Raw genomic sequence first — 22,932 nt, forward strand, 5'->3', positions numbered from 1 at the left:
TCAACTTTCCAAAATATAAGGTGATGTTGCGAGGGTTTTCGCTCCTGACTGCATAAGTTCTATATCTGATTGTGTCCAAGAACGCGTTTCTTGGCAGTGGTGAGCAACGAGGAGTCCCCATAACCCTTTGGGGACTAAAACTGGTACAACTAGGTTGGCTCGGACTTGTAGACTGCGGAGAAAATCCCGATGACAAGTTGTAATGGGTTCTGATTCAATATCGGCGATCGCTTTTGTTCGTCCAGCTAAATACAATTCTGCATACTCGTCATTAAAACATTCATCTGCCCCAGTTGACCCTAATATCGAAAATTCTTCGGAACTTAAAGCCTCGAATGTCACTTGTCCGTGCCACTGCCAGTAAAAATAATACAAAACCACGCGATCAACTCGCAGCGATTCTCTGAGTCTATTTGTCGTTTGTCTAACTAATGCGTCTCTCTGCATTGTCTGAACAAGACGCTGGAGAACTTTTTGTAAACCCTGTTCAGTCGGTTTATTTGAACTAGGATCAAATTCTGCGTGAGAATGAATTTGCACAGTTTTACAGTTATGAATCAGTCAACCTTGTCAGCATTTATATAGTAATTTATCAGACTTTATTTGAACAATCTTATTAGGAAAAAATTAGTAAAGAATATTATGGTGAAAGCCTTTTCAGACAAGGTTTTTAGGATTCTTGCATTCAAAAGCTATTTTGATTAAGCTCTAAATAAATCTTGGGCTTTCATGTTAATAAAATAAAATAAGAAATTTAGAATAATTAAATAATTTTCCCCTCTTAGTATATTAATAAGTAACAGTATGTAATGTTAGATTAACAATTTTTTTAGTTTTACTTACTTTTTTAAAAAATAGCTGGGCAATATATAGTTAAGGTGATATGCACCTAAATCAAATACTCTTGCGTCAGGGCTGTCCATAGTCAAGAGTCCAGAGTTAAAGGCTAGCTTGGACTATGGACTGTGGACTTTTGACAACCTGAGTGCGAAATATAGGATTTAAATGCGTCACAGCTGATTGTTAATTTTTCACAAAAAAATTCCCGACACTTAAAAGAAGGCGGGAATCGTTAGCTTTCATCTCTCGTAAATGGAACAGTGTAACTGTAGCTATCTGTCTACAGAACCCATGATTACGTCAATACTGCCGAGAATTACCACAATATCCGCGACTTTCATACCTCGTAGTAAATGAGGCAAAATTTGCAGGTTGTTGAAATCGGCTGGACGAATTTTCCAACGCCAGGGGAAGACGTTATCATCGCCAACTAAATAAATGCCTAGTTCACCTTTACCGCTTTCCACACGGGCGTAAATCTCACCCTTGGGCATTTTGAAGGTAGGAGAAACTTTTTTGCCAATGTATTGGTAATCAAAAGCATCCCATTCTGATTTCTTACCAGCTACTAAACGCTTGGCTTCGAGGTTTTCGTAGGGGCCTCCGGGTAATCCTTTGATTGCTTGCTTGATAATCTTCACAGATTCGCGCATTTCCCGCATTCTCACGGTGTAACGGGCTAAACAATCACCGGCTGTCTCCCACTGAACATCCCAGTCAAAATCGTCGTAACATTCGTAATGGTCAACTTTCCGCAAGTCCCATTTCACGCCAGATGCACGTAACATTGGGCCGGAAAGTCCCCAGTTAATGGCTTCTTCGCGGCTAATTGTGCCAATACCTTCGATCCGACGGCGGAAAATGGGATTATTGGTAACTAACTTTTCGTATTCATCAACTACTGGTAAGAAGTAGTCACAAAATTCTAGACACTTATCTACCCAACCATAGGGTAAATCCGCAGCTACGCCACCGACACGGAAGTAGTTGTTATTTACCATACGGTAGCCTGTGGCGGCTTCCCACAAATCGTAAATCATCTCCCGTTCTCGGAACTGGTAAAAGAAGGGAGTTTGCGCGCCTACGTCAGCTAGGAAGGGGCCGAACCACAGGAGGTGGTTAGCAATGCGGTTCAATTCCAGCATGATGACGCGGATGTAGCTAGCGCGTTTAGGAACAGCAACACCAGCCAGCTTTTCCGGTGCATTGACGGTGACAGCTTCATTGAACATTCCTGCGGCGTAGTCCCATCGGCTAACGTAAGGGACGTACATGACTGTGGTACGGTTTTCGGCGATTTTCTCCATTCCTCGGTGCAGATAGCCGATTACTGGTTCACAATCAACGACATCTTCACCGTCCAAAGTGACAATTAACCGCAGAACCCCGTGCATTGAGGGATGGTGTGGCCCCATATTCAGCACCATTGGTTCAGTGCGGGTTTCTATTCTTGCCATAAATTTCCGTGTTCTCCCATTATGAAAATTTTGAGTTGAACCGCGTTGATGCCATCCAGACGCGAGATCTCACGTCTGCCAAAATCAAATTCCTATGAGCAACATCTTGGGGACAAACCTTAATATATATGGCTCATACGGGAGTATGTTGGAGAGATGGGGGCAGCAGAGGGGTTTTGCTTGATGTTTCATTTTGTTTCACTTCTTCAATTATTATAGGAAAGCTCGATATTTAAGAAATTGAGGCGATGGAATTTTTTAACTGTTGACTATTGACTATTGACTAACGACTAATGACTAAAACATCTCCCACTATAGAAGAGCCGATATTTTCTCATCTGCCTGTTTTACCGCAAGAAGTGATTACAGGTCTGGTGGTGCGTCCTGGTGGGCGTTATTTGGATGTAACGGTGGGGGGTGGTGGTCACAGTCGGTTGATTTTAGAGGCTGCACCGGATGTGAGGCTGACTGCTGTTGACCAAGATGGGGATGCTTTAACCGCCGCGAAGAAAGAGTTAGCAGAGTTTGGCGAACAGGTAAAGTTTGTGCGGAGTAATTTTGCTGCTTATGAGTTCCCCGTTGCCAGTTTTGATGGTGTACTGGCGGATTTGGGTGTGAGTTCTTATCACCTAGATACCCCAGAACGGGGTTTTAGCTTCCGTCATCAAGCAAGTCTCGATATGCGGATGGATCAAAGACAATCTCTGAGCGCAGCTGATGTTATTAATGATTGGGATGAAGTTGAGTTGGCAAATATTTTCTTCAAATATGGCGAAGAAAGGCTCTCACGACGTATTGCTAGACGGATTGTCGAAAAACGTCCTTTTCATACAACTACAGAATTAGCTGAGGCGATCGCTTCTTCTGTTCCTCCCAAATACCGCTACGCTAGGATTCATCCTGCTACCCGTGTATTTCAAGCGTTGCGAATTGTCGTCAATGATGAATTAAAATCCCTAGAAACTTTTATAGAAAAAGCACCCAAAGCTCTTGTCCCTGGTGGCAGAATTGCCATTATCAGTTTTCACAGTTTGGAAGACCGTTTGGTAAAACACGGTTTAAGAAATTCCCCTTCACTCAAGGTCTTAACGAAAAAACCCATTATTGCTACCGAAGCCGAGATTGCTAATAATCCGCGATCGCGTTCTGCCAAACTCAGGATAGCAGAGAAGCAGGCGGAAATGGGGAACACACACGGATAACGAAAAAAATAAAAGAGGAGGTTAAACAACCTCCTCTACAGACAAAGAAATTATTCAGTCGAAGATAGCTAGTAACTATATGCGGTTGCTGGTGGTAGCTGGCAGCATCGCTATAGGATTTATTGCTCCTTTGCCAGATTTATGGATTTCAAAGTGAGTGTGGGGGCCTGTGCTAAAGCCGGTGCTACCCATAGCGGCGATTTGCTGCCCTTGACGCACTTGTTGACCTGCTCGTACTAAAAGCCTGCTGTTGTGAGCGTAACGGGTCAAGCTGCCATCGGGGTGACGAATATCCACAAGGTTACCGTAACCGCCTCTATTCCAACCAGATTTCTCCACAACGCCATCGGCTGCGGCGAACACTGGCGTACCAACCGGAGCTGCGATGTCAATACCTCTGTGCATTCTTCCCCAGCGCCAACCGTAACCAGAGGTTAATACGCCTTTTGCTGGCCAGATAAATGCTATGGAGGAGTCTGATGGGGGAGGTACGTTTTCATCGATTGCTTCTGGTAAGTACTGGTCTACTGCTGCCAAAGGTGGCAAGTTTGGAGACACAGTAGTTCCTCGCATTCTTCCTAGCGACTCAGAAGCATTGAGACGGGTAGGAGGTGTAGCTACCCTTCTAACGGCAGGATTTCGAGGGGGGTTGTTGGGCAGGAATTCTGGATTTAATGCCTCATTCACGGGGAGCGTAGCTCGGAATTGAGGCTTAACAGGTTGGTTACTGTAGTTTGGTGCTAAGGGTGTGGGTACAGCAATTGGTATGGCGATTTCTTGCTGTCTGGAAATTGGTCTAGTTACTGCAAAATTACTGGGGCGAGTAACGGGAATTGGTATAGCAGCATTGTTATTGTCATTTGCCGATATTGGTACAGAGGCATTCCCTGACTGCTGATCCCGATATTTTGCCTGTAATCGTTGGATTTCTGCTTGTAGGCTACGCAAGCGATCGCCTTTGGCTCTGGCTACTCTCTTTCCAGGTTGTTGAGGGCGCTGTATTTCAATAAAGGCTTTGGGTATTGGTACATTACCACCCACCCCTTGGGTTTCAGCAGGAGCAGAAGCTGATTCTAGAGGAACAATTGTATCAACTGGTGTTTCACTATCAGCACCTGGTGTTGGCACAGTAATAGGCACGCTGTCGTTGTTAGCTACAACTGGGGGCTGGACAACGGGCAAACTGGGATTGACTCTAGCCGCATCTACAGGGATGTGAGGTACTGTAGGTGTGCTAGGGTATTGCACACTGTTAGAGCTAATTATTACTGGTGCTTGAGCTATTGTGTTATTGGCTCTACCAGGAATAATAAGTTGTTGGCTAATTTTTAATTGGTTGGGATCGCTAAGATTATTAACTTTTACCAATTCTGCAACTGAAGTATTGTATCTGCTGGCGATCGCTGCTAGGGTATCTCCCGGCTTAACTTCGTAAGTATTTGCAGTTGATGCTGGGGTTTCTGTTAATGGCTGTACTGGTATGTTAATCGGCTGTGGCTGTTTTATTGTGGTTGCCAGGCTATCTTGACTACCATTAGCCACTGTTAACTGCTGCTCAATTACTGTCCCATTTGTGGTCAATGGTGGTAGCTGATTAGCTAAAGTTGTGGGCTGTGTTAACCCAACAGTAGTTTTTGATAAATCTTTGGACTCCTCAGACCGCAACTCCGCCAGACTTTTTCTTAAACGGCTCGATTTCTCTTGTAAACGACTGAGCGCAAATTCTTGCTGCGCTTTTAGTTGGGCATTAATACCATCGCTAGCGGTTGTATTATCAGCTAGTGCTTGAGGTTGAGTCGTTGGTAATGTATTTTGCCCAGCAGTCACACCATTAAAGTTCTCTTGTACTGGCTTGGTTGTTTGCTCTCCTTGTGCCAGTTGAGATTGCTGGTTGATAGTAGTTTTATGAAAGGCGATGTTTTTAGTAATATTCTCTGATGCCGGAACTTGCACAGACATTCCACTGGACAAAATTTGCCACTTAGCTTCTAGTCCAGGCAACTGTGAAACTGCTGTTGGTTCCATGATGACTGGGTTCTCCGGCGCGCTGGTCGCTAGAACTCTGGGAGTTCCCAGTTGTGTGGCAGCTAATTTCAGTTCAGAATCAGCAGCAGTAGGGATGCTTGAGGCTGCCTTTTGGCTACCCACAGGCGCAGCCGCTTGGGCTTGATCGCTTTGTCGAGTCACCAAAAGGCTGGTTGCTCCCATTGATATGGCTAGGCCAATCATTGCCGCCTGTCTCCGCGCCCGGCGATTAGCTTGATTGTTTACTACGTTGAACTGATCTGCCGGGGCATCATCGCGGGTAGGGGTATTTTTCAACACAGCCTTCACTCTTTTTTTCAATGCTCGTTTCAAAGACGACCTCCTATGATCACTAGCGCTTAACTGACCTCGATTTTTCGGTCGGATACTAGTCAATGATTTAGATCACATCACAAGATAGATCAAGATCACTTTCACCAGAGATACTTACGCAAGATTAACCTGCTTCTCTGATTTAGACAAGTTCACACCTGTTAGCAAAATTTAAAGTTGCTGTGCTTACTTGTCTTTGCCACTCCACACACCCTCACACATTTCGCTGTTCACAGTTGCCTTTGTTGGTTTTGCTTTAGGTGCTGTGACCGGAGATTATATACTCACCCAGTCAGCTGTTGCCATCAGCAATTTCTCTACTCTGACTTCTGGAAACAGGATGCCCCCTGCTGTAGATATCTTCAAGGTTTTTCTACTTGATCCGTCTTACCAACACGAGACTTTACGTTGATTATTCCCTAAAATACAACCGTGTAAACTTTTATCACCTTTTTTGTTGCCTGGACAGTTGATAGGTAGGAGAAAAGGTATAAACGCTCTGTGAGAAAGGGTTTCACCGCTTTTATTTCCCAAAATAGACTGATTTTAATTCATCAAAATCTATCATTCCAGTTGCGGTTTTACTGGATTTTCCTATACAAATTTCTTATATCCACATACTTAATTTTAAGGGTGCTTTTCAATATTTATACTGTTTTTTATATAAATAAAAGTATTAATTAAGACATCAATATAAATCGATAACATAGTTATGATTTTCTTTAAACCCTTGCAGATTATTTGTACTGTAGTTTGTCTATAGATATTATTACTTAAATAAAATATGGTAACTAATTATAGTAGATATCCTAACTGACGACGGACTTCAAATAAGCCTACGGCCACACTTACAGAAAGATTTAAGCTACGGACACCTGGTTCAGCCATAGGAATGTATAAGGTGGCATCACAAGCTGAGAGAACGGTGGGAGGTAAGCCTGTGGTTTCACTACCAAATAGTAACCAATCATCAGCTTGATATGGAAACTGAATATAACTAGAACTGCCGCCAACGGAAAAACCTAGCAATCTACCGCCACGCTTTTGATGTGCATCTTCAAAGGCTTCAAAGGTTTTGTGGTAGTGCAGTTTAACGTAAGGCCAGTAGTCCAAACCTGCTCTTTTGAGGTAGCGATCGCTAATTTCAAATCCCAATGGGCCTACTAAATGTAACTCTGTACCTGTGGCAGCACAAGTACGAGCAATATTGCCCGTATTAGGGGGTATTTGCGGATTAACTAAAACTACCTGAGGCATTGTCCGTATAATTTCTGTTTGTATAAAAATATATATTATTTATGCAATATCTACTAGTAGACAGAGGGCAAGCATAGGTTTTGTTAATAATTCTCTACTAAGTTATGTTGATTAGAATTTTAAAAGGAAAAAATTTGGTCAATAGTCGGTTGTCAGTTGTCAGTTATTGGTTGTTTTGACTCTGAACTATTGACTATTGACTATCAACTTACCCCTTTAGCTGCGTACACAACTTATTTTGTAGTTCAAGTTCCCGTTCTTGGGTGGTACTGATTGCTTGGGTGATGACGCATTGGGTGTCAAAGCCGACTTTATGTAGCTGTAACCAGTGTTGGGCTTCGTTACCCTCGCGTAAAATTTTCTGGAGGGGAGAGAGGAAACAGCTAAAGCCATGTTTTTTAGCGATCGCCCAAACTTCTTGATATATTTCATTCACCCAATCTCTAGCTATGATGCTTCTGCCATCTTGCCAATGTGTTAATTGGGCATCGAGGCTAGCGCTAGCGGCGGCGGCTTCGTTTTTGGCCGTGAGGGTTATGAGTTCTTGGGGAGAAAACTTACTTTCGGTTAATGGATCTAGGTCGGGATTTTCAATAAGTTGTAATAACCGCGCTTCTAGTAAGGCTGTAATTGCCAGTAAGGAGATGGGATCTGTCACTAAGTCACAGATTCTTAATTCTAGGCGGTTTAAATCATAGGGACGGCGATCGCCATTTGGTCTGACTGATACCCATAGATGGCGGACGTTTTGCATTGTCCCCATAGCCAATTGCTGTTCTACCCACTCTATATGATGGGCATGGCTGGTAAATAGTGGGACGTTGGTTGGCGTTTGGGGAAAGACACCCCAACGGGTGGAATGATAACCAGTGGCTTTACCATCAATGAAGGGAGATGAGGCGCTTAAGGCTAAAAATAGGGGTGCTTCAACACGAATTAATCGACAAGCCCGCATTAACACTTCTGGATCGTCAATACCTACGTTTATATGAACGCTAGCGGTAACTACTTTTGTTCCGTAAGTTTGCTCAATATAGTCATGATATGGGTTGGCTGGGTCAGATCGGAAAAAGCGATCGCTTCTACCCAAAGATAATGTGCTGCCAGGAATGAGGGTATAGTCACCTAATTGCTTGAGATAGTCTCTTAAGGCGCGTCGAGGACGCAATAAAGCACACAGCAAACTTTCATAACTGTGTAGTGGATCTGTTGTGTATTCTACGTTTCGGCTATCTGGTTCTCGTACAAACCCGTCTAATTGAGTCACAATTTTATCCGAGAGACCGACGATTTCACCTTGAGGGGTACCGGTGTACATTTCAATTTCAAAGCCTTTCAATAAGACCACTTTATTCTCCTCGGCTCTCCCAGCCTTTAAATTGTATCGAGTTAGACAATCCTTTACATCGACATTCGGGCAAATTTAAAGTTAAGAATTATGGAACCCTAGACTGAGGCTCTTGACTGTGATGCCTCACTCAAGGTTGAGTTATGAATGTTTCGAGTGGATTATTTCCTAGTCCGTAACCCTTGATTCATAGCTCATAACTCTAAGTGCTTACTAGTCGAATTTAGATTAGTAAATTTAATCTTTTTGATATTGACGATAAAAACGACTGGTGAATCTTAAGTCAAAAATTTACCAGCCAGGATAATTACGATCAACCCCATCAACCAAACCACAACGCTCAGATAAGAGTAGTTTCGCTATACATCACATTTTGCATAGGAAAATATCGATATCAATCAAGCTCAAGTTTTCTCACAATTAATTATTGATGGCTGAATACTAATTTTTGATTTAGGTGAGAAATTCTGATGTCATCTATATTCTCATGAAATGTCTAGTTATTTCATCATCTATTAAAGCCTGTATTGACGGTAAACCTCACTAGCGGCACGATGTACTAGGGAATGTCGCCAAACTAAGGATGTCATATCATCAGCGTAACCACCACCAATTACGCAGGCGACTGGATAACCAGCGCTGATACAGGTAGTTAAAACCTGCATTTCTCGACGGAATAAGCCAGCGTCACTTAAGGCTAGTTTACCTAAGCGATCGCCTATGTGGGGATCAACACCAGCATCATAAAATACTAAGTCTGGTTTGATCTCAGATAACAAATCTGGTAGGTAACTCGCCAAGGTTTGTAGGTAAGCATCATCCTCCATTCCTACTGGTAAGGGAACATCTAAATCACTGTGTTGCTTGGTTCCTGGGAAATTAACTTCGCAGTGCATGGAGAATGTGAAAACACTGTCATCATCTTGGAAAATAAACGCTGTACCGTCTCCTTGATGGACATCCAAATCGACAATGAGAATTTTTTGGACTAGTTGCTGTTGTTGGAGAACGCGAGAGGCGATCGCTATATCGTTGAAAATACAAAAACCAGAACCATAACTAGGAAAAGCATGATGAGTACCACCAGCAGTATTACAAGCTAAACCTTGATTGAGTGCTAGCTGTGCCGTAAGTATTGTTCCACCCACCGCTATGCAGGTACGATTTGCTAGTGCTGGACTCCAAGGTAAACCGATTCGACGTTGTGCTTTAGTATCTAGTGTACCTTCGCAGTAAGACCGCACATAGTCTGGGGCATGAACTAACTCGATTAACTCTAGTGATGGCATGGTTGGGGTATAAAATTGCTCTGTTTGTGCTACATCATCACTTAAAAGCAATTCATAGAGTTTTTTGAATTTTGCCATCGGGAAGCGATGTCCTTCAGGCAATGGTGCAACATAATCTGGGTGATAAATAATTGGCAATTCCATGTTATTTATTTTCCCAGACTGGCGCTAAATGTGCTTAAAAATTTTATGGTGAGTAGAGAAATTATAGGCGATCGCGCCTAATATTATGAGAGGTTGTTTGGTAGATGATAGTTGCACCTTGATACCAATCATTTGGCTGTTTCCTTACCATCTGCCGCAGATTGATAGAATGTGAGAATTTGAGACTTGACTTAAGACCTTCAATTAAAAAATCGGTTGCGACCAAAATCAATTTCCATACGAATAATTTAAATAGTCAATTTCGCTCAGATAGGGAACTTAGAGTGTAAAATTCATGTCTTGCTAAACACTGAGGCGCTTATGTGATCAAAATGTCGAAAACATTGCTAAATAAAGGTATACAGATATATTCAATCATTTTTACACTCGGTGTTATGTCGTTACTTCATGCCGGCAGCAACGCCCAGGAAGCGCCACCGATATTTGGAGATGTCACCATCAGTCAGAAGTTTTCTCCAGACCCTTTAGTAGTTCGGGGTATGAGTGGCGGCTCCGTGGAGGGAAACCGCATTACTGAAAGAATAGAAACACCGACTGGGCCTTGTAACGGATTTGTCGATGAAACACCAGACCACACCATCAGGCTCACAAGTAAATTTGATTACTTAAAACTGCAAGTACAGGCTCCTCAAGATACCACCATCGTGGTCAAAGGCCCAGGTGGTACTTGGTGTAACGACGACCTAGATGGAAAAAATCCGGGCATAGTTGGGGAATGGTTGCCAGGAAACTACCAAGTTTGGGTCGGTTCTTACCAAAAAGGCAAGTATTTTCCCTACACGTTACAAATCACCGAAGTTAAGTAGAGTGGGGATTGGAAGGGGGCAGGGGGCAGGGGGCAGGGGAAGAACTGACCGCAAGATTTTCGCCCAATCCCGAATCCCCAGTACCCAATCCCCAGTCTCTTGCAATCTTGTATTAGAATTAGGTTAAATTTAATTAAGATTCTTATCGGCATCTTAGATTTCACATAATGCCCTTATAGCTTTATGGCGGTGCATGATTAGATATCAAATTAAAGAAAATGGATTTATAAACATCCGTTGTACAACCGTCTAGTAACTCCAGTTGCTAGAAATGAATAATCGTAATTGGCATCTAGAGGCAAATTAAAAATGAAATTCTCTTGGAGAGTCCTAGTACTCTGGACATTGCCAGCTTTGGTAATTGGTTTTTTCTTTTGGCAAGGGACGTTTGCTGGCGCTCCTGCGGACATGAGCAAGAATGCAGCTAACACTCGCATGACTTACGGTCGCTTTCTGGAATATGTAGATGCTGGACGTGTTACCAGCGTTGACTTATACGAAGGCGGCAGAACAGCTATTGTGGAAGCCCAGGATCAAGATATCGAAAACCGTGTCCAACGTTGGCGGGTGGATTTGCCAGTTAGCGCTCCTGAGTTAATCAGCAAACTTAAAGAAAAGAAAGTAAGTTTTGATGCTCATCCAGCACGTAATGATGGCGCTATTTGGGGATTGTTGGGCAATCTAGTGTTTCCCATCTTATTGATTACTGGATTGTTCTTTTTGTTCCGTCGTTCTAACAACCTTCCTGGTGGGCCTGGTCAAGCCATGAACTTTGGCAAATCCAAAGCCCGTTTCCAAATGGAAGCCAAAACTGGGGTGAAGTTTGACGATGTAGCTGGTATCGAAGAAGCGAAGGAAGAATTACAAGAAGTTGTGACATTCCTCAAACAGCCAGAAAGATTTACGGCTGTGGGTGCGCGGATTCCCAAAGGTGTACTGTTAGTAGGGCCTCCAGGAACTGGTAAAACTTTACTAGCAAAAGCGATCGCTGGGGAAGCTGGTGTACCATTCTTTAGCATTTCCGGTTCGGAATTCGTGGAAATGTTCGTGGGTGTGGGTGCTTCCCGCGTGCGTGACTTATTTAAGAAAGCTAAAGATAACGCTCCCTGTATCATCTTCATCGATGAAATCGACGCAGTTGGTAGACAACGGGGTGCAGGTATTGGCGGCGGTAACGACGAGAGAGAACAAACTCTCAACCAGTTACTCACAGAGATGGATGGTTTTGAAGGTAATACAGGCATCATTATTATTGCTGCTACCAACCGTCCCGACGTATTAGATGCGGCGTTGTTACGTCCTGGTCGTTTTGACAGACAAGTAACCGTTGATGCTCCAGATATTAAAGGACGCTTGGAAGTTCTGCAAGTCCACGCCCGGAATAAGAAATTAGATCCGAGTGTATCACTGGAAGCGATCGCCCGTCGTACCCCTGGATTCACAGGCGCAGATTTAGCCAACTTGCTCAACGAAGCCGCTATTCTCACCGCCAGAAGACGCAAAGAAGGTATTACCCTCAGCGAAATTGATGACGCTGTTGATAGAGTCGTCGCGGGGATGGAAGGAACTCCCCTCGTAGATAGCAAGAGCAAGCGCTTAATTGCTTACCACGAAGTAGGACACGCCTTGGTAGGTACTTTATTAAAAGACCATGACCCAGTGCAAAAAGTCACCCTGATTCCTAGAGGACAAGCCCAAGGTTTGACTTGGTTTACTCCCAACGAAGAACAAGGTTTAATTTCTCGTTCTCAACTCAAAGCCAGAATCACTGGCGCTTTGGGTGGTCGTGCAGCCGAAGAAATCATTTTTGGTTCTGCGGAAGTTACCACCGGTGCAGGCGGAGACTTGCAACAGGTGTCAGGAATGGCACGGCAAATGGTGACAAGATTTGGTATGTCTGATTTAGGCCCCTTGTCTTTGGAAAGTCAGCAAGGCGAAGTCTTCTTAGGTCGTGACTGGATGACCAGATCAGATTATTCCGAATCAATTGCGGCAAGAATTGACTCTCAAGTCCGTTTGATTGTTGACGAATGCTATGAAAACGCTAAGAAGATTATGCGTGAACATCGCACCGTTACAGATCGCATCGTTGACCTGCTGATTGAAAAAGAAACCATTGACGGCGACGAGTTTCGGCAAATTGTAGCTGAGTACACTGATGTACCCGATAAGCAGCAATTTGTACCGCAACTGTAAGTTTTAAGTTTTATCAGCAAATAGCAGGGGATGATACAAATCATCCCCTTTTTTTTGTGTTAATTGTCTTTCACCATTACCAATTACCAAACCCCCAGGATATTAACCTAGACATACCGCCAAATCTTGTTCTGGTGTAGTGATGAGTTGGAGATTGAATGTTTCTGAGAGCAACTTCACAACATTGGGAGTAAGGAAAGCTGGGAGTGTGGGGCCAATGCGAATGTTTTGGATACCCAAGTACAACAGTGTTAGGAGAACAGCGATCGCCTTTTGTTCATACCAAGACAGTATCATCGATATTGGTAGTTGATTCACATTAACTTCAAAAGCATTGGCTAAAGCCACAGCAATCTGAATGGCTGAGTAAGCATCGTTACATTGTCCGAGGTCGAGTAAGCGAGGAATCCCCCCGATATCACCCAAATTCTGATCAAAGAAGCGGAATTTGCCACAACCCAAAGTTAAGACTACACAATCATTGGGGATTTTTTCTACCAAATCACTGTAGTAATTGCGTCCCGGTTTCGCGCCATCACAACCACCAACTAGGAAGAAGTGGCGGATATCCCCTTGTTTGACAGCATTAATTACAGTATCGGCTACGCCTAAAACTGCATTTCTAGCGAAACCTGTAGTTACTGTTTTTTGTTCGCTATCTTCGGTAAAACCTGGGAGTTCTAATGCTTTTTGGATAATCGGGGAAATGTCGTGGATGCTGATATGTTGCAAACCAGGATAACCCACAGGCCCCAAAGTAAACACCTTGTCTTTGTAAGTTTCATGGGGCGGCATGAGACAATTAGTAGTCATAGCGATCGCACCAGGAAAGCGTTCAAATTCATGGGTTTGATTTTGCCATGCTGTACCGTAGTGTCCGTAAAGGTGAGGATAAGTCTGTTTTAGCTTGGGATAGCCATGTGCGGGGAGGAGTTCGCCGTGAGTATATACTTTAATTCCGGTTCCGGCTGTTTGTTGAAGGACGGCTTTTAAGGCGAGTAAATCATGTCCTGAGACAAGGATGGCTTTACCTACGGTATGACCAAGGGGAACAATTGTTGGGGTAGGATGTCCAAAGGTTTCGGTATTACCAGCATCCAGCAATTCCATTGCTTTCAGGTTCATTTGCCCAACTTTCAAAGTTAAATCGAGCCAGTCTTGTAAACTCTTGTCTTGGGCATCAAGATTTGCTAAAACTTCGTGGAAAAATATGTATAAGCTTTCATCGTGCTGGTCGAGTTCTAAGGCATGGAAGGCATAAGCAGCAACACCCTTAAGTCCATATAATACGGTGAGCTTGAGTGAGAAAATATCAACATTTTTAGCAGATTGGCTGATAAATTCAAATTCAAGGTCTTTTCCTTGCTGAATTTGTTTTTGGGTGTCGCTAGCAGGTTGAAAGAAGTTAATCGCTGACTGAATGACGGCGTTACCTGTGGCTTGAATTTGTAACTTCAGACTTTCACGTAAAGCGATCGCGCGATTGACAAAGCTAATAAAATCAGATGTGGAAAAGTTGACGTTTGTGAGTGTAGAGAAGAGCATCTCACAGGTAAACTCATCTGTCTCCCGGCTGCTAATTCCTAGAGATTTTGCTTGTAGCGCTACCTGGGAGAGTCCGCGTAAACAATGGACTAGTAAATCTTGTAAAGCATCAACTTCTGGACTTTTACCGCAGGCTCCCCACTGATGACAGACATCGCCACGGGTAGTTTGTTCACACTGGTTACAGAACATAAATCTTCTCTCAAATCTTTATGCTTCCAGAGTATTTCTTTGGATAGAGTAATTCCTTGATCTAAGTCAAGAGTATTTGTAAAGTTCAGTGAAGGAGGGAGGAGGAGAAGAAATTTTTAACGCGGAGGGGCGCTCAGGTTTTTTGAGGATGATTTGTTATGTCGTTAGGTATTTGGAATTAAGTGTGTGTTTATGGAGAATTGGGATGAGTCGTCTGCTGTTGTTCATTTTTTTACATAACCGAAAGAGAAATTTTATCTATGACTGTTACGGAACGTATTTTAGAAGTTAAACAATTTTTACAGAAAACGCCGATTTTTCGGGATTTATCAGATGAACAATTGCAAGCACTGGCGAATATTGCTATTGTGCAAACTTATAAAAAAGGGGAAATTATATTCTGGGAAGGTGATGAGGGAACGGGGTTTTTTATTGTTAAGTCTGGTAGGGTGAAGATTTTTAAGGTAGCGAATGGCGGTAAAGAACAAATTTTCCACATATTCGGCGCTGAAGAATATTTTGCGGAAGTACCAGCTTTCGATGGGGGAAATTATCCTGCTTCAGCCGCAGCGCTGGAAAATTCCCAGGTGGTGTTTATTCCTAGATCATCATTTTTGATGGTGTTGCAACAACATCCTACATTGGCACTGGCAATTTTAGGAACTTTGGCTCGACACTTACGCAAATTAACACACTTAGTTGATACTCTGTCTTTTCAGGAAGTACCGCAACGATTAGCCAACTACTTATTAAATTTGAGTAAGCGCTTGGGTAATGCGGATGTCGTCGAGCTAGATTTACCCAAAGGACAGCTTGCGGCTTTATTAGGAACAATTCCCGAAACTCTTTCCCGTGCTTTATACAAACTCGCTCAAGAAAAAATTATCGAGATGGAAGGGACAACTGTGAGATTATGCGATCGCGATCGGTTGATTAATTTACAAAATAAAAAATGAAAGAAGGGTGGCTTAATCCAAATTTTGCAATCCCATCGCAATCTTACTATGTTTTTCAATTTGCCCCATGACTTGTTTCGCCCGTTGAATGACTACGGTTGGTAAACCCGCTAACCTTCCCGCTTCAATACCGTAGGACTTGTCAGCGCCTCCTGGTTGGACTTGGTGCAGAAAGATAATTTGGTCTGGTAATTCTTTCACTGTCACTTGATAGTTAGCCACATTGGGTAACATTCCCGCCAGTTCGTTTAATTCATGGTAGTGAGTGGCAAAAATTGTCCGGGAACGAATGTCGGTAGCGATATATTCTGCAACCGCCCAAGCGATGGAAAGACCGTCAAAAGTAGCGGTTCCTCTACCAATTTCATCTAATAAAACTAGGGATCTAGATGTGGCATGATTGAGAATATTTGCTGTCTCATTCATCTCCACCATAAATGTAGATTGACCTGTGGCTAAATCATCCACTGCACCAACACGGGTAAAAATGCGATCGCATACTCCCAACCTAGCAGATTTAGCCGGAACAAAACTGCCAATCTGCGCCATTAATTGAATTAAACCCACTTGACGCAGGTAACAACTTTTACCACTGGCATTTGGCCCAGTCAGAATAATTAAGTCAGGAAGTTGGTGGGTTTCTTCCCCACTCCCCAACTGCGTGGAATTTGGTACAAAGAAGCCCGCAGGTAAGGATTGTTCCACTACCGGATGGCGACCATCGATAATTGCTATCTCTCGTCCATGCACCATTTCGGGACGACAATAACCTTGATACACCGCCAACTCAGCTAAACCACACAGCACATCGGCGGCGGCTACGGCGCGGGAAAGGTGGCGAATGGCTTCCGCCTGTTCTCCTACTTCTTCCCGTAAGGTGACAAAAACCTCATATTCCAATTTATGTAAATCATCCCGTGCTGTGAGAATCCTGGCTTCCCGTTCCTTCAATTCCGGGGTGATGTAACGTTCCTCATTTTTCAGGGTTTGCTTGCGGATGTAATTGGCGGGTACTTGGTCAGCTTTGGCGCGGGAAATACTAATGTAATAGCCAAAGGTTTCGTTAAATCCCACCTTCAGTAAAGGGATTCCAGTTCTCGCCCTTTCATCCACTTCTAAATTAGCAATCCATTGGTGGTCTGCTTCGACGGTCGCTTTTCTTTCATCCAATAAAGGATTGACACCAGGACGAATCAAGCCCCCTTCTTTGAGATGTAAGGGTGGTGATTCTACTAGATGAGCGTGTATTTTTTGTGCCAGTTCTTCTAAAATTGGCGGTACTTTTTGCAAAGCCTTGAGGAAAGGCGAATGGGCATCAATGACTAAGTTGGCTAACTCTGGTAAGCGGGAGAGGGAATCAGCTAAAGCCACTAAATCTCTGGCATTTGCAGTCCCTGAACTAGCCCGACCCGTTAACCTTTCGAGGTCGTAAATTTGCCGTAACAAATGCCGCAAATCTTGCCTTAGTCGAGTATTTGTGACTAGTTCTTGGATGGTGTCTTGGCGTGAATTAATCCCTTTAATATCGAGTAGGGGTTGTAACAACCATCGCCGCAAAGCCCGACTACCCATCGCCGTGCTAGTTTTATCTAATGCCCATAGTAAGGAACCGTGAAAAGTACCATCACGGACTGTTTGGGTAATTTCCAAATTACGGCGAGTTTGATTATCAACAATTAGATAATCGGTAATGGTATAGGTGCGGAGTCTTTGCAGGGATACTTGTCCAGCTTTTTGCGTATCTTCCACATATTCCAATAACCCACCAGCCGCGCGTACAGCCAAGGGGAGATGGTCACAACCCAAACCTTCCAGCGATCGCACCTTAAATCTCTGCAATAATGTACTTCTAGCTTCGGCCTGGGAAAAGGGTTGTTGCGATCGCAAGCTATAACAAAATGATGGTGGTAAACATTCTGGAAGGTGCGGCGAAGTCTCCCCCGGACGCAGCAAAGTACCTAAATCTGGGGCGTTGGTGGGAACTAGTACTTCCGAAGGTTGCAACCGCATCAATTCCTGGGTTAACCGTTCTAAATCACTATCTTGAGTCGTCAGAAATTCCCCTGTGGAGATGTCTGCATAGGCTAGCCCCCAATGATTACTCGTAATTACCACAGCCGCCAAGTAATTATTGCGACTTGATTTTAACATTCCCTCTTCTAACAAAGTGCCAGGAGTCAGGATGCGCGTCACTTCCCGCCGCACCAAACCCACAGCCTCCGAAGCATCTTCTACTTGGTCGCAAATCACCACAGCATAACCCTTTTCCACCAATTGGGTAGTGTAGCGTTCCCAAGCGTGGTGAGGAACACCAGTCATGGCTACCCGTCCAACTTCGCCACCGTGTTTACTTGTGAGGACTAATTCTAATTCTCTAGCTACGGTGACAGCATCTTGAAAAAACGTTTCAAAGAAATCACCCACCCGGTACAACAACAACGCATGAGGATACTTATCTTTAACCTCAACATAATGCTGATACATCTTACTCAGCTTAGTGCGGTCTACCAGTCGAGTGTCGGCGTGAGGAGTGGGGGGAATATGGGGTTCCGTCGGCTGAATGTCAGAAGCGGTCATAGATAGATGCTGGAAGTTACGCACAGAGAAGCCACAATACCTGATGATAACGTGCTGTGCTAAATTGAGGGGCGATCGCTCAAGATTTTTTTATGCTTTCCCCCTCCTGAGTAATGAGTATCAAGTAGTTAATCATAAATAATCGGTAAAAAATATAACTTGTAATCTCCATACTTAATAAGATATATCTCAATCAAACGAGAAATATGATAAACGTGCTACCACTACCATGATTAGGCTAAAATGTGGCGTGAGATTTTAGTGAAAATTAGCCGCCGATATACATTGTTCCCGTAGCATTCCGCAGCAAGAAACCCTAAATCACTCTGAAACCAGATTCTAGTTAATGAGTTTTATTAAAAGTATGGATAAACAAGAAACGGTTAATAATTCCCTGATTAACTACATTGAGCAGGTGTTGATTATTGCTCATAAAGAATCAACTGAACAGTTAGAAGCAACCTTAACTAAAGAGGGATTCAATTACCAAGTTCTCCGCCAAGAAAGTCAGCCAGAATATCAGAATTTTTCTCGTAGTTATCTCTGTTTACTAAATCATAGAAGCGCCTGGGGAAAAGCTATACAAACTGAGAAGCCAACACTCATTGTTGAAGCAGATTTTGTGCCAGTCGTTGGTTTTGGTAAGTTACCTTTACCTTATAATCCTCATCAAACTGATGTTGGTATTAGTTGGCTTTACACTTGTGCGCCCCAGGTTTATCATGTTTCACCAGAAGGCTATGCTCAAGGTTTTTCCACTTCCGCCGTTGCTTATATTGTAAATTCGCAAAGTGCTACTTATTTATTAGAACTAGCTGATGAAATCACAGAAAAAATAGGAGCTACTAAATACTCAACTTGGGATTCCGATATTGATAAATTTCTCCTCCAACGTAAGCTGAAAAATTATATTCCTTGGCGCAATTATGGGGAACATGGAGGTTTACCCAACCCAGAACATCGACAAAACAATCTGGGTAACGTTCATCACGCCGATATCCTCTACGGTAAACTTGCCTTTACGCCGTTGTATGCCCTTGGCGAACAAGGTGGAACATGGAAATTTCTGAAAGTGAGATTGCAAGCGCGCCTCAAAGGAATTGCCCGTTTGGCAGTAGGGCGCTTTTTACGTCCGCCAGTCATCCAAGGTTCTACAACTCCCTTGAGATTAATTAGATTTGCTTTATTGCGACAATTGTCCTTGAGGCTGTAGTCAAGAGTCAAAAGTCAATAGTCCATAGTCAAAAATCCTGTTCACTAATGACTAATGACATAATTTTTGCCCAACTTAGTTTAGAGGTGATACTCTGCGCTAGGGTAGAAATTGACGCGCGATTTGTGATTTCCTGTGCTTCCTTGTAAACGACCAACTTTAGTCTTGAGCTTGGCTGTTTTGTTGACTTCATTAACAGCCTGTGCAAACACTCCAACTGCCAAAAACCTAGAACAGTCTTTGGCAGCAGATCCGAGATTGCAAACTAATCAAGTGATCTTTGGGGAAACTAAGGAGGGTGAACCCCAGCCAGAGCAAAATCAACCCTCAGTCCAATTACCTGCGGATTTCCCCCAAGATATACCTTTATATCAAAATGCTCAATTACAGGAAATTACCCCCGCCAGTGGTTCAGAAAAACGCGTATCAACTCGTTGGCTGAGTCCAGACCCCAGCAATTTTATTAGTAGTTTTTATCGTAATCAGTTCCAGACCAACAATTGGCAGATTTTACAACAGCCAACTGATGATGTGGAGGGAACTTTTGCTGCACGTCGGAACGATTTGCTGGTAAATGTGTCGATTCAACCCAAATCGGTAACGAACGCCGCAGCCAATCAACCCCAAACAGCAACATCAATCAAGATTGAGTACGTCCCCAATAGCACCGCCACAGCAGCATCCAATATTCCCACGGCAGGTAATACCCAGTTTATCGGCCCAGTACCACCGACGAATTGGGCGAAAGATAATTCCACTACTCCAACAGTCGCATCAGAATTTAACGATATAAATAAAGCACCTCAACAACTGCGCCAATATATTCAAGATTTAGCTGCGTTGGGCGTTTTTAGTTCTGCATCTTCAACGAATAAGAATAATAATAATCCCGCCAACCAATTTGAACCCGGTAAAATCATTACCCGGCGAGAATATGCTCGTTGGTTAGTCAATGCCAATAACGCTATGTATGCCAATAATTCAGCGAAGCAGATTCGCTTGGCTGGGGAAAGTACACAAGCAGCATTTACTGATGTGTCGTCTCAAGATGCTGACTTTCCAGCCATTCAAGGATTAGCCGAAGCTGGTTTAATTCCTAGCCCCTTATCGGGAGATGCGACAGCAGTTTTGTTCCGTCCTGATGCACCCTTGACTAGGGAACAGTTGATTTTGTGGAAAGTTCCCCTAGACACCCGTCAAGCTTTACCCAATGCCAATTTAGAAGCGGTGAAAGAAACGTGGGGTTTCCAAGATGTAGGGAAAATTGACCCCAAAGCTTTAAGGGCAGTTTTAGCGGATTTTCAAAATGGTGAACAGGCGAATATTCGCCGCATATTTGGTTATACAACACTGTTTCAACCCAAAAAACCAGTGACTCGCGCTGAAGCTGCTGGTGCTTTGTGGTATTTCGGCAGTCAGGGTGAGGGTATATCGGCTGTTGATGCACTCAAGTTAAAACAAACAACTACGCAGTAAGCTATGACCTTTTTTGAATTCAAAATGCAAAATTCAAAATTCACGTAGGAAGAAGAATTTTTTTGAATTTAATAATTTTGGGTACAAGCCCCCACCATAATCTTCTCTACGAGACGCTGCGCGAATGATTTGGTGGTCTACAATTAGTGGCGAGTCCAAGTAGTGGCGAGTCCAAGCTCCCACTAATTGTCTTTAATTTTGAATTTTGCGGAAAGTTCTGTAGGCGGTGAATCCATTGCTGTAGGAGGGTTTCCCTCCGTAGGCAACTGGTGAACCCGGAGGGGTTTCCCGCCGTAGGAAACTTTTCAAGACGAATTTTTAATTTTGAATTGGAGCGAAGCGACTTGACGCTTGGTTTGTTGACAGTTGACGGTTGACGGTTGATGGTTAACTGTCAACCGCCAACATGAAAAGATGTGCAAGTTAAAGTAAAGGCAGCTTAGGAAATGCGATGGTCTGCTAGCGATCGTTGGTCATTGGCTTACATTGCCAATTAATCTGATTACGAAAATTCACTTAAAATCTTGATATTTTTAGCTAATTTTTCTTGATATCTTATAGTTAGCTATGTAAAGTTACTTAGCTAAGATTAGCAATGCTGTACAGGGTGTTAAAAAGGTTAATCATTTAGGGCGTTGCTGATTAGTGGGATGATTTTTGTCTCACGCATTCGCCCTTGGCGTTCCCGCAGGGTAGGCGCATACCCCTAAAGCGGAACCCGCAGGGTAGACGCAAAGAATCAATATTCTGCTTTGTACAAAAGTCCCAATTCATCCCGCATTTATGCAACGCCTAATCATTTAGTTAACAGCATCGTTTGTTGTAACTTTATCAAACAAGCTCAACAATAACATTCCATTATTTCACTAAAAATGAAAACTAAATTCATCGGGGCAAGTTTGATTACACTCTCCTTAATGTCGCCGCTAAAAGCTTCGGCTGCAAATTTTACCGGGATTTACGTATTTGGCGATAGCCTATCTGATACAGGTAATACATTTCAGCTTTCCGGTGGGTTAGTTGATCCATTAAATGCTGTTCCTCCCAGCCCGCCGTATGAGCCAGGGCGTTTTTCTAATGGTTCAATATGGGTAGATTATGTAGGAAACAAGTTAGGTTTAACACCCACGCCCATCACTAATCTACTTCCTGATTTAAATGTTAGCCGTCCTCTGACTACACCCTTTCCCACACAAGGTATTAACTTCGCTATCGGTGGTGCTAATTCCGGTCAAGGTAACTCTTTTGGTTTCCCTTTACCTGGAGTTTTAGAGCAAGTATCTGCTTTTCAAGCATTACTACAGGTTAATCAACAAAGCCTTGATCCTAATGCGCTCTATACTGTATCTGGTGGTGCAAATGACTACCTCTTTCCTCCTCAGTCCAGTGATCCCAATAGACCCCAACCCTACACGAATATTTCCCAAGCTGTAAGTAACCTAGCGGCAATAGGTGCAAAAAATATTTTAGTATTCAACTTGCCGGATTTAGGTAAGATTCCAGCATCGGGAACAAATGGTCGCAATCCTGCAATGCTGACTCAAGCAACTCTAGATTTCAACTCAAACTTAGCCAAAAATCTAGACGAAATTCGGAAAAACCAACAAGTAAATATCATTGAAATTGATATTTATTCTTTAGTTAATCGTGTGCTTGATACTCCAAGCGAATTTGGTTTTGAAAATGTAACTAATTCTTGTCTGTCTCAGTTTCTTAATTGTCGTAACAACCCCAGCCAATATTTTTTCTGGGATGATGTTCACCCAACAACTGATGGTCATCAATTAGTAGCAGAATCAGTCTTAGCGGCGACAACTCCTGAGTCTTCAACTACAGTTGGTATATTATTCCTGGGTGCATTGGGTGCAATGAGCAGCATCAAAAGCTTACAGAGAAAATCAATTAAATCTTCAATTTAGTAACGAATGTTACTGCTAAATCATTAGCCATCTCTTGCTCATTCATTTACGTGAATGAGCGATTCTTTTCAAGAATAGATATACAAAAATAGTTATGTAGTTCTAGTTTAAACACGCTTGTCCTACAATATATTGA

15 protein-coding genes are annotated in these 22,932 nt (G+C 43.1%); 7 read left to right on the forward strand and 8 right to left on the reverse strand.

Annotated features, from left to right (window positions below; genetic code table 11):
• Both H6G14_RS17095 and H6G14_RS17100 read right to left on the reverse strand, forming a co-directional pair.
• Positions 1-540: a GAF domain-containing protein gene (locus tag H6G14_RS17095; protein ID WP_190568542.1), complete on the reverse strand. Its 540-nt coding sequence runs from the start codon at positions 538-540 to the stop codon at positions 1-3.
• A 572-nt stretch (positions 541-1,112) separates the two neighbouring features.
• A complete protein-coding gene (locus H6G14_RS17100) occupies positions 1,113-2,297 on the reverse strand; it encodes an NAD(P)H-quinone oxidoreductase subunit H (RefSeq protein ID WP_190568543.1) in 1,185 nt (394 codons plus the stop codon).
• Positions 2,298-2,590: 293 nt separating this feature from the next.
• Here H6G14_RS17100 and rsmH point away from each other — a divergent pair, with 293 nt between their 5' ends.
• Complete coding sequence (rsmH, locus tag H6G14_RS17105; RefSeq protein WP_190568544.1) at positions 2,591-3,499, forward strand: 16S rRNA (cytosine(1402)-N(4))-methyltransferase RsmH; 909 nt, start codon at positions 2,591-2,593, stop codon at positions 3,497-3,499.
• Between the two features lie 75 nt (positions 3,500-3,574).
• Here rsmH and H6G14_RS17110 read toward each other — a convergent pair whose 3' ends face one another.
• From H6G14_RS17110 to H6G14_RS17125, 4 genes are all read right to left on the reverse strand, one after another.
• Positions 3,575-5,824 carry a peptidoglycan DD-metalloendopeptidase family protein gene (locus tag H6G14_RS17110; RefSeq protein ID WP_338421199.1) on the reverse strand — a complete coding sequence of 750 codons (2,250 nt, stop codon included), beginning with the start codon at positions 5,822-5,824 and terminating at the stop codon, positions 3,575-3,577.
• Positions 5,825-6,652: 828 nt separating this feature from the next.
• Positions 6,653-7,114, reverse strand: a complete 462-nt coding sequence (locus tag H6G14_RS17115) for a tRNA (cytidine(34)-2'-O)-methyltransferase (protein WP_190568546.1) — start codon at positions 7,112-7,114, stop codon at positions 6,653-6,655.
• 208 nt (positions 7,115-7,322) lie between these two features.
• On the reverse strand, positions 7,323-8,462 hold the full coding sequence (gshA, locus tag H6G14_RS17120) for a glutamate--cysteine ligase (protein WP_190568547.1): 1,140 nt from the start codon (positions 8,460-8,462) through the stop codon (positions 7,323-7,325).
• Between the two features lie 515 nt (positions 8,463-8,977).
• Entirely contained in the window at positions 8,978-9,895 is a 918-nt protein-coding gene (locus tag H6G14_RS17125; RefSeq protein WP_190568548.1) for a histone deacetylase family protein, read from the reverse strand.
• 332 nt (positions 9,896-10,227) lie between these two features.
• On the opposite strand from H6G14_RS17125, the gene H6G14_RS17130 reads away from it, so the two are divergent.
• Entirely contained in the window at positions 10,228-10,722 is a 495-nt protein-coding gene (locus H6G14_RS17130; protein ID WP_190568549.1) for a hypothetical protein, read from the forward strand.
• Between the two features lie 309 nt (positions 10,723-11,031).
• Positions 11,032-12,918: an ATP-dependent zinc metalloprotease FtsH2 gene (gene ftsH2, locus H6G14_RS17135; protein ID WP_190568550.1), complete on the forward strand. Its 1,887-nt coding sequence runs from the start codon at positions 11,032-11,034 to the stop codon at positions 12,916-12,918.
• Between the two features lie 102 nt (positions 12,919-13,020).
• Here ftsH2 and hcp read toward each other — a convergent pair whose 3' ends face one another.
• On the reverse strand, positions 13,021-14,655 hold the full coding sequence (gene hcp / locus H6G14_RS17140) for a hydroxylamine reductase (protein ID WP_190568551.1): 1,635 nt from the start codon (positions 14,653-14,655) through the stop codon (positions 13,021-13,023).
• Positions 14,656-14,915: 260 nt separating this feature from the next.
• On the opposite strand from hcp, the gene H6G14_RS17145 reads away from it, so the two are divergent.
• Positions 14,916-15,611, forward strand: coding sequence for a Crp/Fnr family transcriptional regulator (locus H6G14_RS17145; RefSeq protein WP_190568552.1), 696 nt, complete (start codon positions 14,916-14,918; stop codon positions 15,609-15,611).
• A 12-nt stretch (positions 15,612-15,623) separates the two neighbouring features.
• On the opposite strand, the gene mutS is transcribed toward H6G14_RS17145, so the two are convergent.
• Entirely contained in the window at positions 15,624-18,188 is a 2,565-nt protein-coding gene (mutS, locus tag H6G14_RS17150; RefSeq protein ID WP_190568553.1) for a DNA mismatch repair protein MutS, read from the reverse strand.
• Between the two features lie 364 nt (positions 18,189-18,552).
• Here mutS and H6G14_RS17155 point away from each other — a divergent pair, with 364 nt between their 5' ends.
• From H6G14_RS17155 to H6G14_RS17165, 3 genes are all read left to right on the forward strand, one after another.
• Positions 18,553-19,401, forward strand: coding sequence for an LPS biosynthesis glycosyltransferase (locus H6G14_RS17155; RefSeq protein WP_190568554.1), 849 nt, complete (start codon positions 18,553-18,555; stop codon positions 19,399-19,401).
• Between the two features lie 135 nt (positions 19,402-19,536).
• Positions 19,537-20,877 carry an S-layer homology domain-containing protein gene (locus H6G14_RS17160; RefSeq protein WP_190568555.1) on the forward strand — a complete coding sequence of 447 codons (1,341 nt, stop codon included), beginning with the start codon at positions 19,537-19,539 and terminating at the stop codon, positions 20,875-20,877.
• Between the two features lie 872 nt (positions 20,878-21,749).
• The gene (locus H6G14_RS17165) at positions 21,750-22,796 is read left to right on the forward strand and encodes an SGNH/GDSL hydrolase family protein (protein WP_190568556.1); all 1,047 of its coding nucleotides are present in this window, start codon (positions 21,750-21,752) and stop codon (positions 22,794-22,796) included.
• Positions 22,797-22,932 lie beyond the last annotated feature (136 nt).

The sequence above is a fragment of the Nostoc parmelioides FACHB-3921 genome (assembly GCF_014696625.1).
Taxonomy (GTDB): domain Bacteria; phylum Cyanobacteriota; class Cyanobacteriia; order Cyanobacteriales; family Nostocaceae; genus Trichormus; species Trichormus parmelioides.

Excerpts from the sequence above, each read along its gene's own strand:
- H6G14_RS17100 (WP_190568543.1), bottom strand. The coding sequence starts at position 2,297 with ATGGCAAGAATAGAAACCCGCACTGAACCAATGGTGCTGAATATGGGG.
- rsmH (WP_190568544.1), top strand. The coding sequence starts at position 2,591 with ATGACTAAAACATCTCCCACTATAGAAGAGCCGATATTTTCTCATCTG.
- H6G14_RS17115 (WP_190568546.1), bottom strand. The coding sequence starts at position 7,114 with ATGCCTCAGGTAGTTTTAGTTAATCCGCAAATACCCCCTAATACGGGC.
- H6G14_RS17125 (WP_190568548.1), bottom strand. The coding sequence starts at position 9,895 with ATGGAATTGCCAATTATTTATCACCCAGATTATGTTGCACCATTGCCT.
- H6G14_RS17130 (WP_190568549.1), top strand. The coding sequence starts at position 10,228 with ATGTCGAAAACATTGCTAAATAAAGGTATACAGATATATTCAATCATT.
- ftsH2 (WP_190568550.1), top strand. The coding sequence starts at position 11,032 with ATGAAATTCTCTTGGAGAGTCCTAGTACTCTGGACATTGCCAGCTTTG.
- hcp (WP_190568551.1), bottom strand. The coding sequence starts at position 14,655 with ATGTTCTGTAACCAGTGTGAACAAACTACCCGTGGCGATGTCTGTCAT.
- H6G14_RS17145 (WP_190568552.1), top strand. The coding sequence starts at position 14,916 with ATGACTGTTACGGAACGTATTTTAGAAGTTAAACAATTTTTACAGAAA.
- mutS (WP_190568553.1), bottom strand. The coding sequence starts at position 18,188 with ATGACCGCTTCTGACATTCAGCCGACGGAACCCCATATTCCCCCCACT.
- H6G14_RS17155 (WP_190568554.1), top strand. The coding sequence starts at position 18,553 with ATGGATAAACAAGAAACGGTTAATAATTCCCTGATTAACTACATTGAG.
- H6G14_RS17165 (WP_190568556.1), top strand. The coding sequence starts at position 21,750 with ATGAAAACTAAATTCATCGGGGCAAGTTTGATTACACTCTCCTTAATG.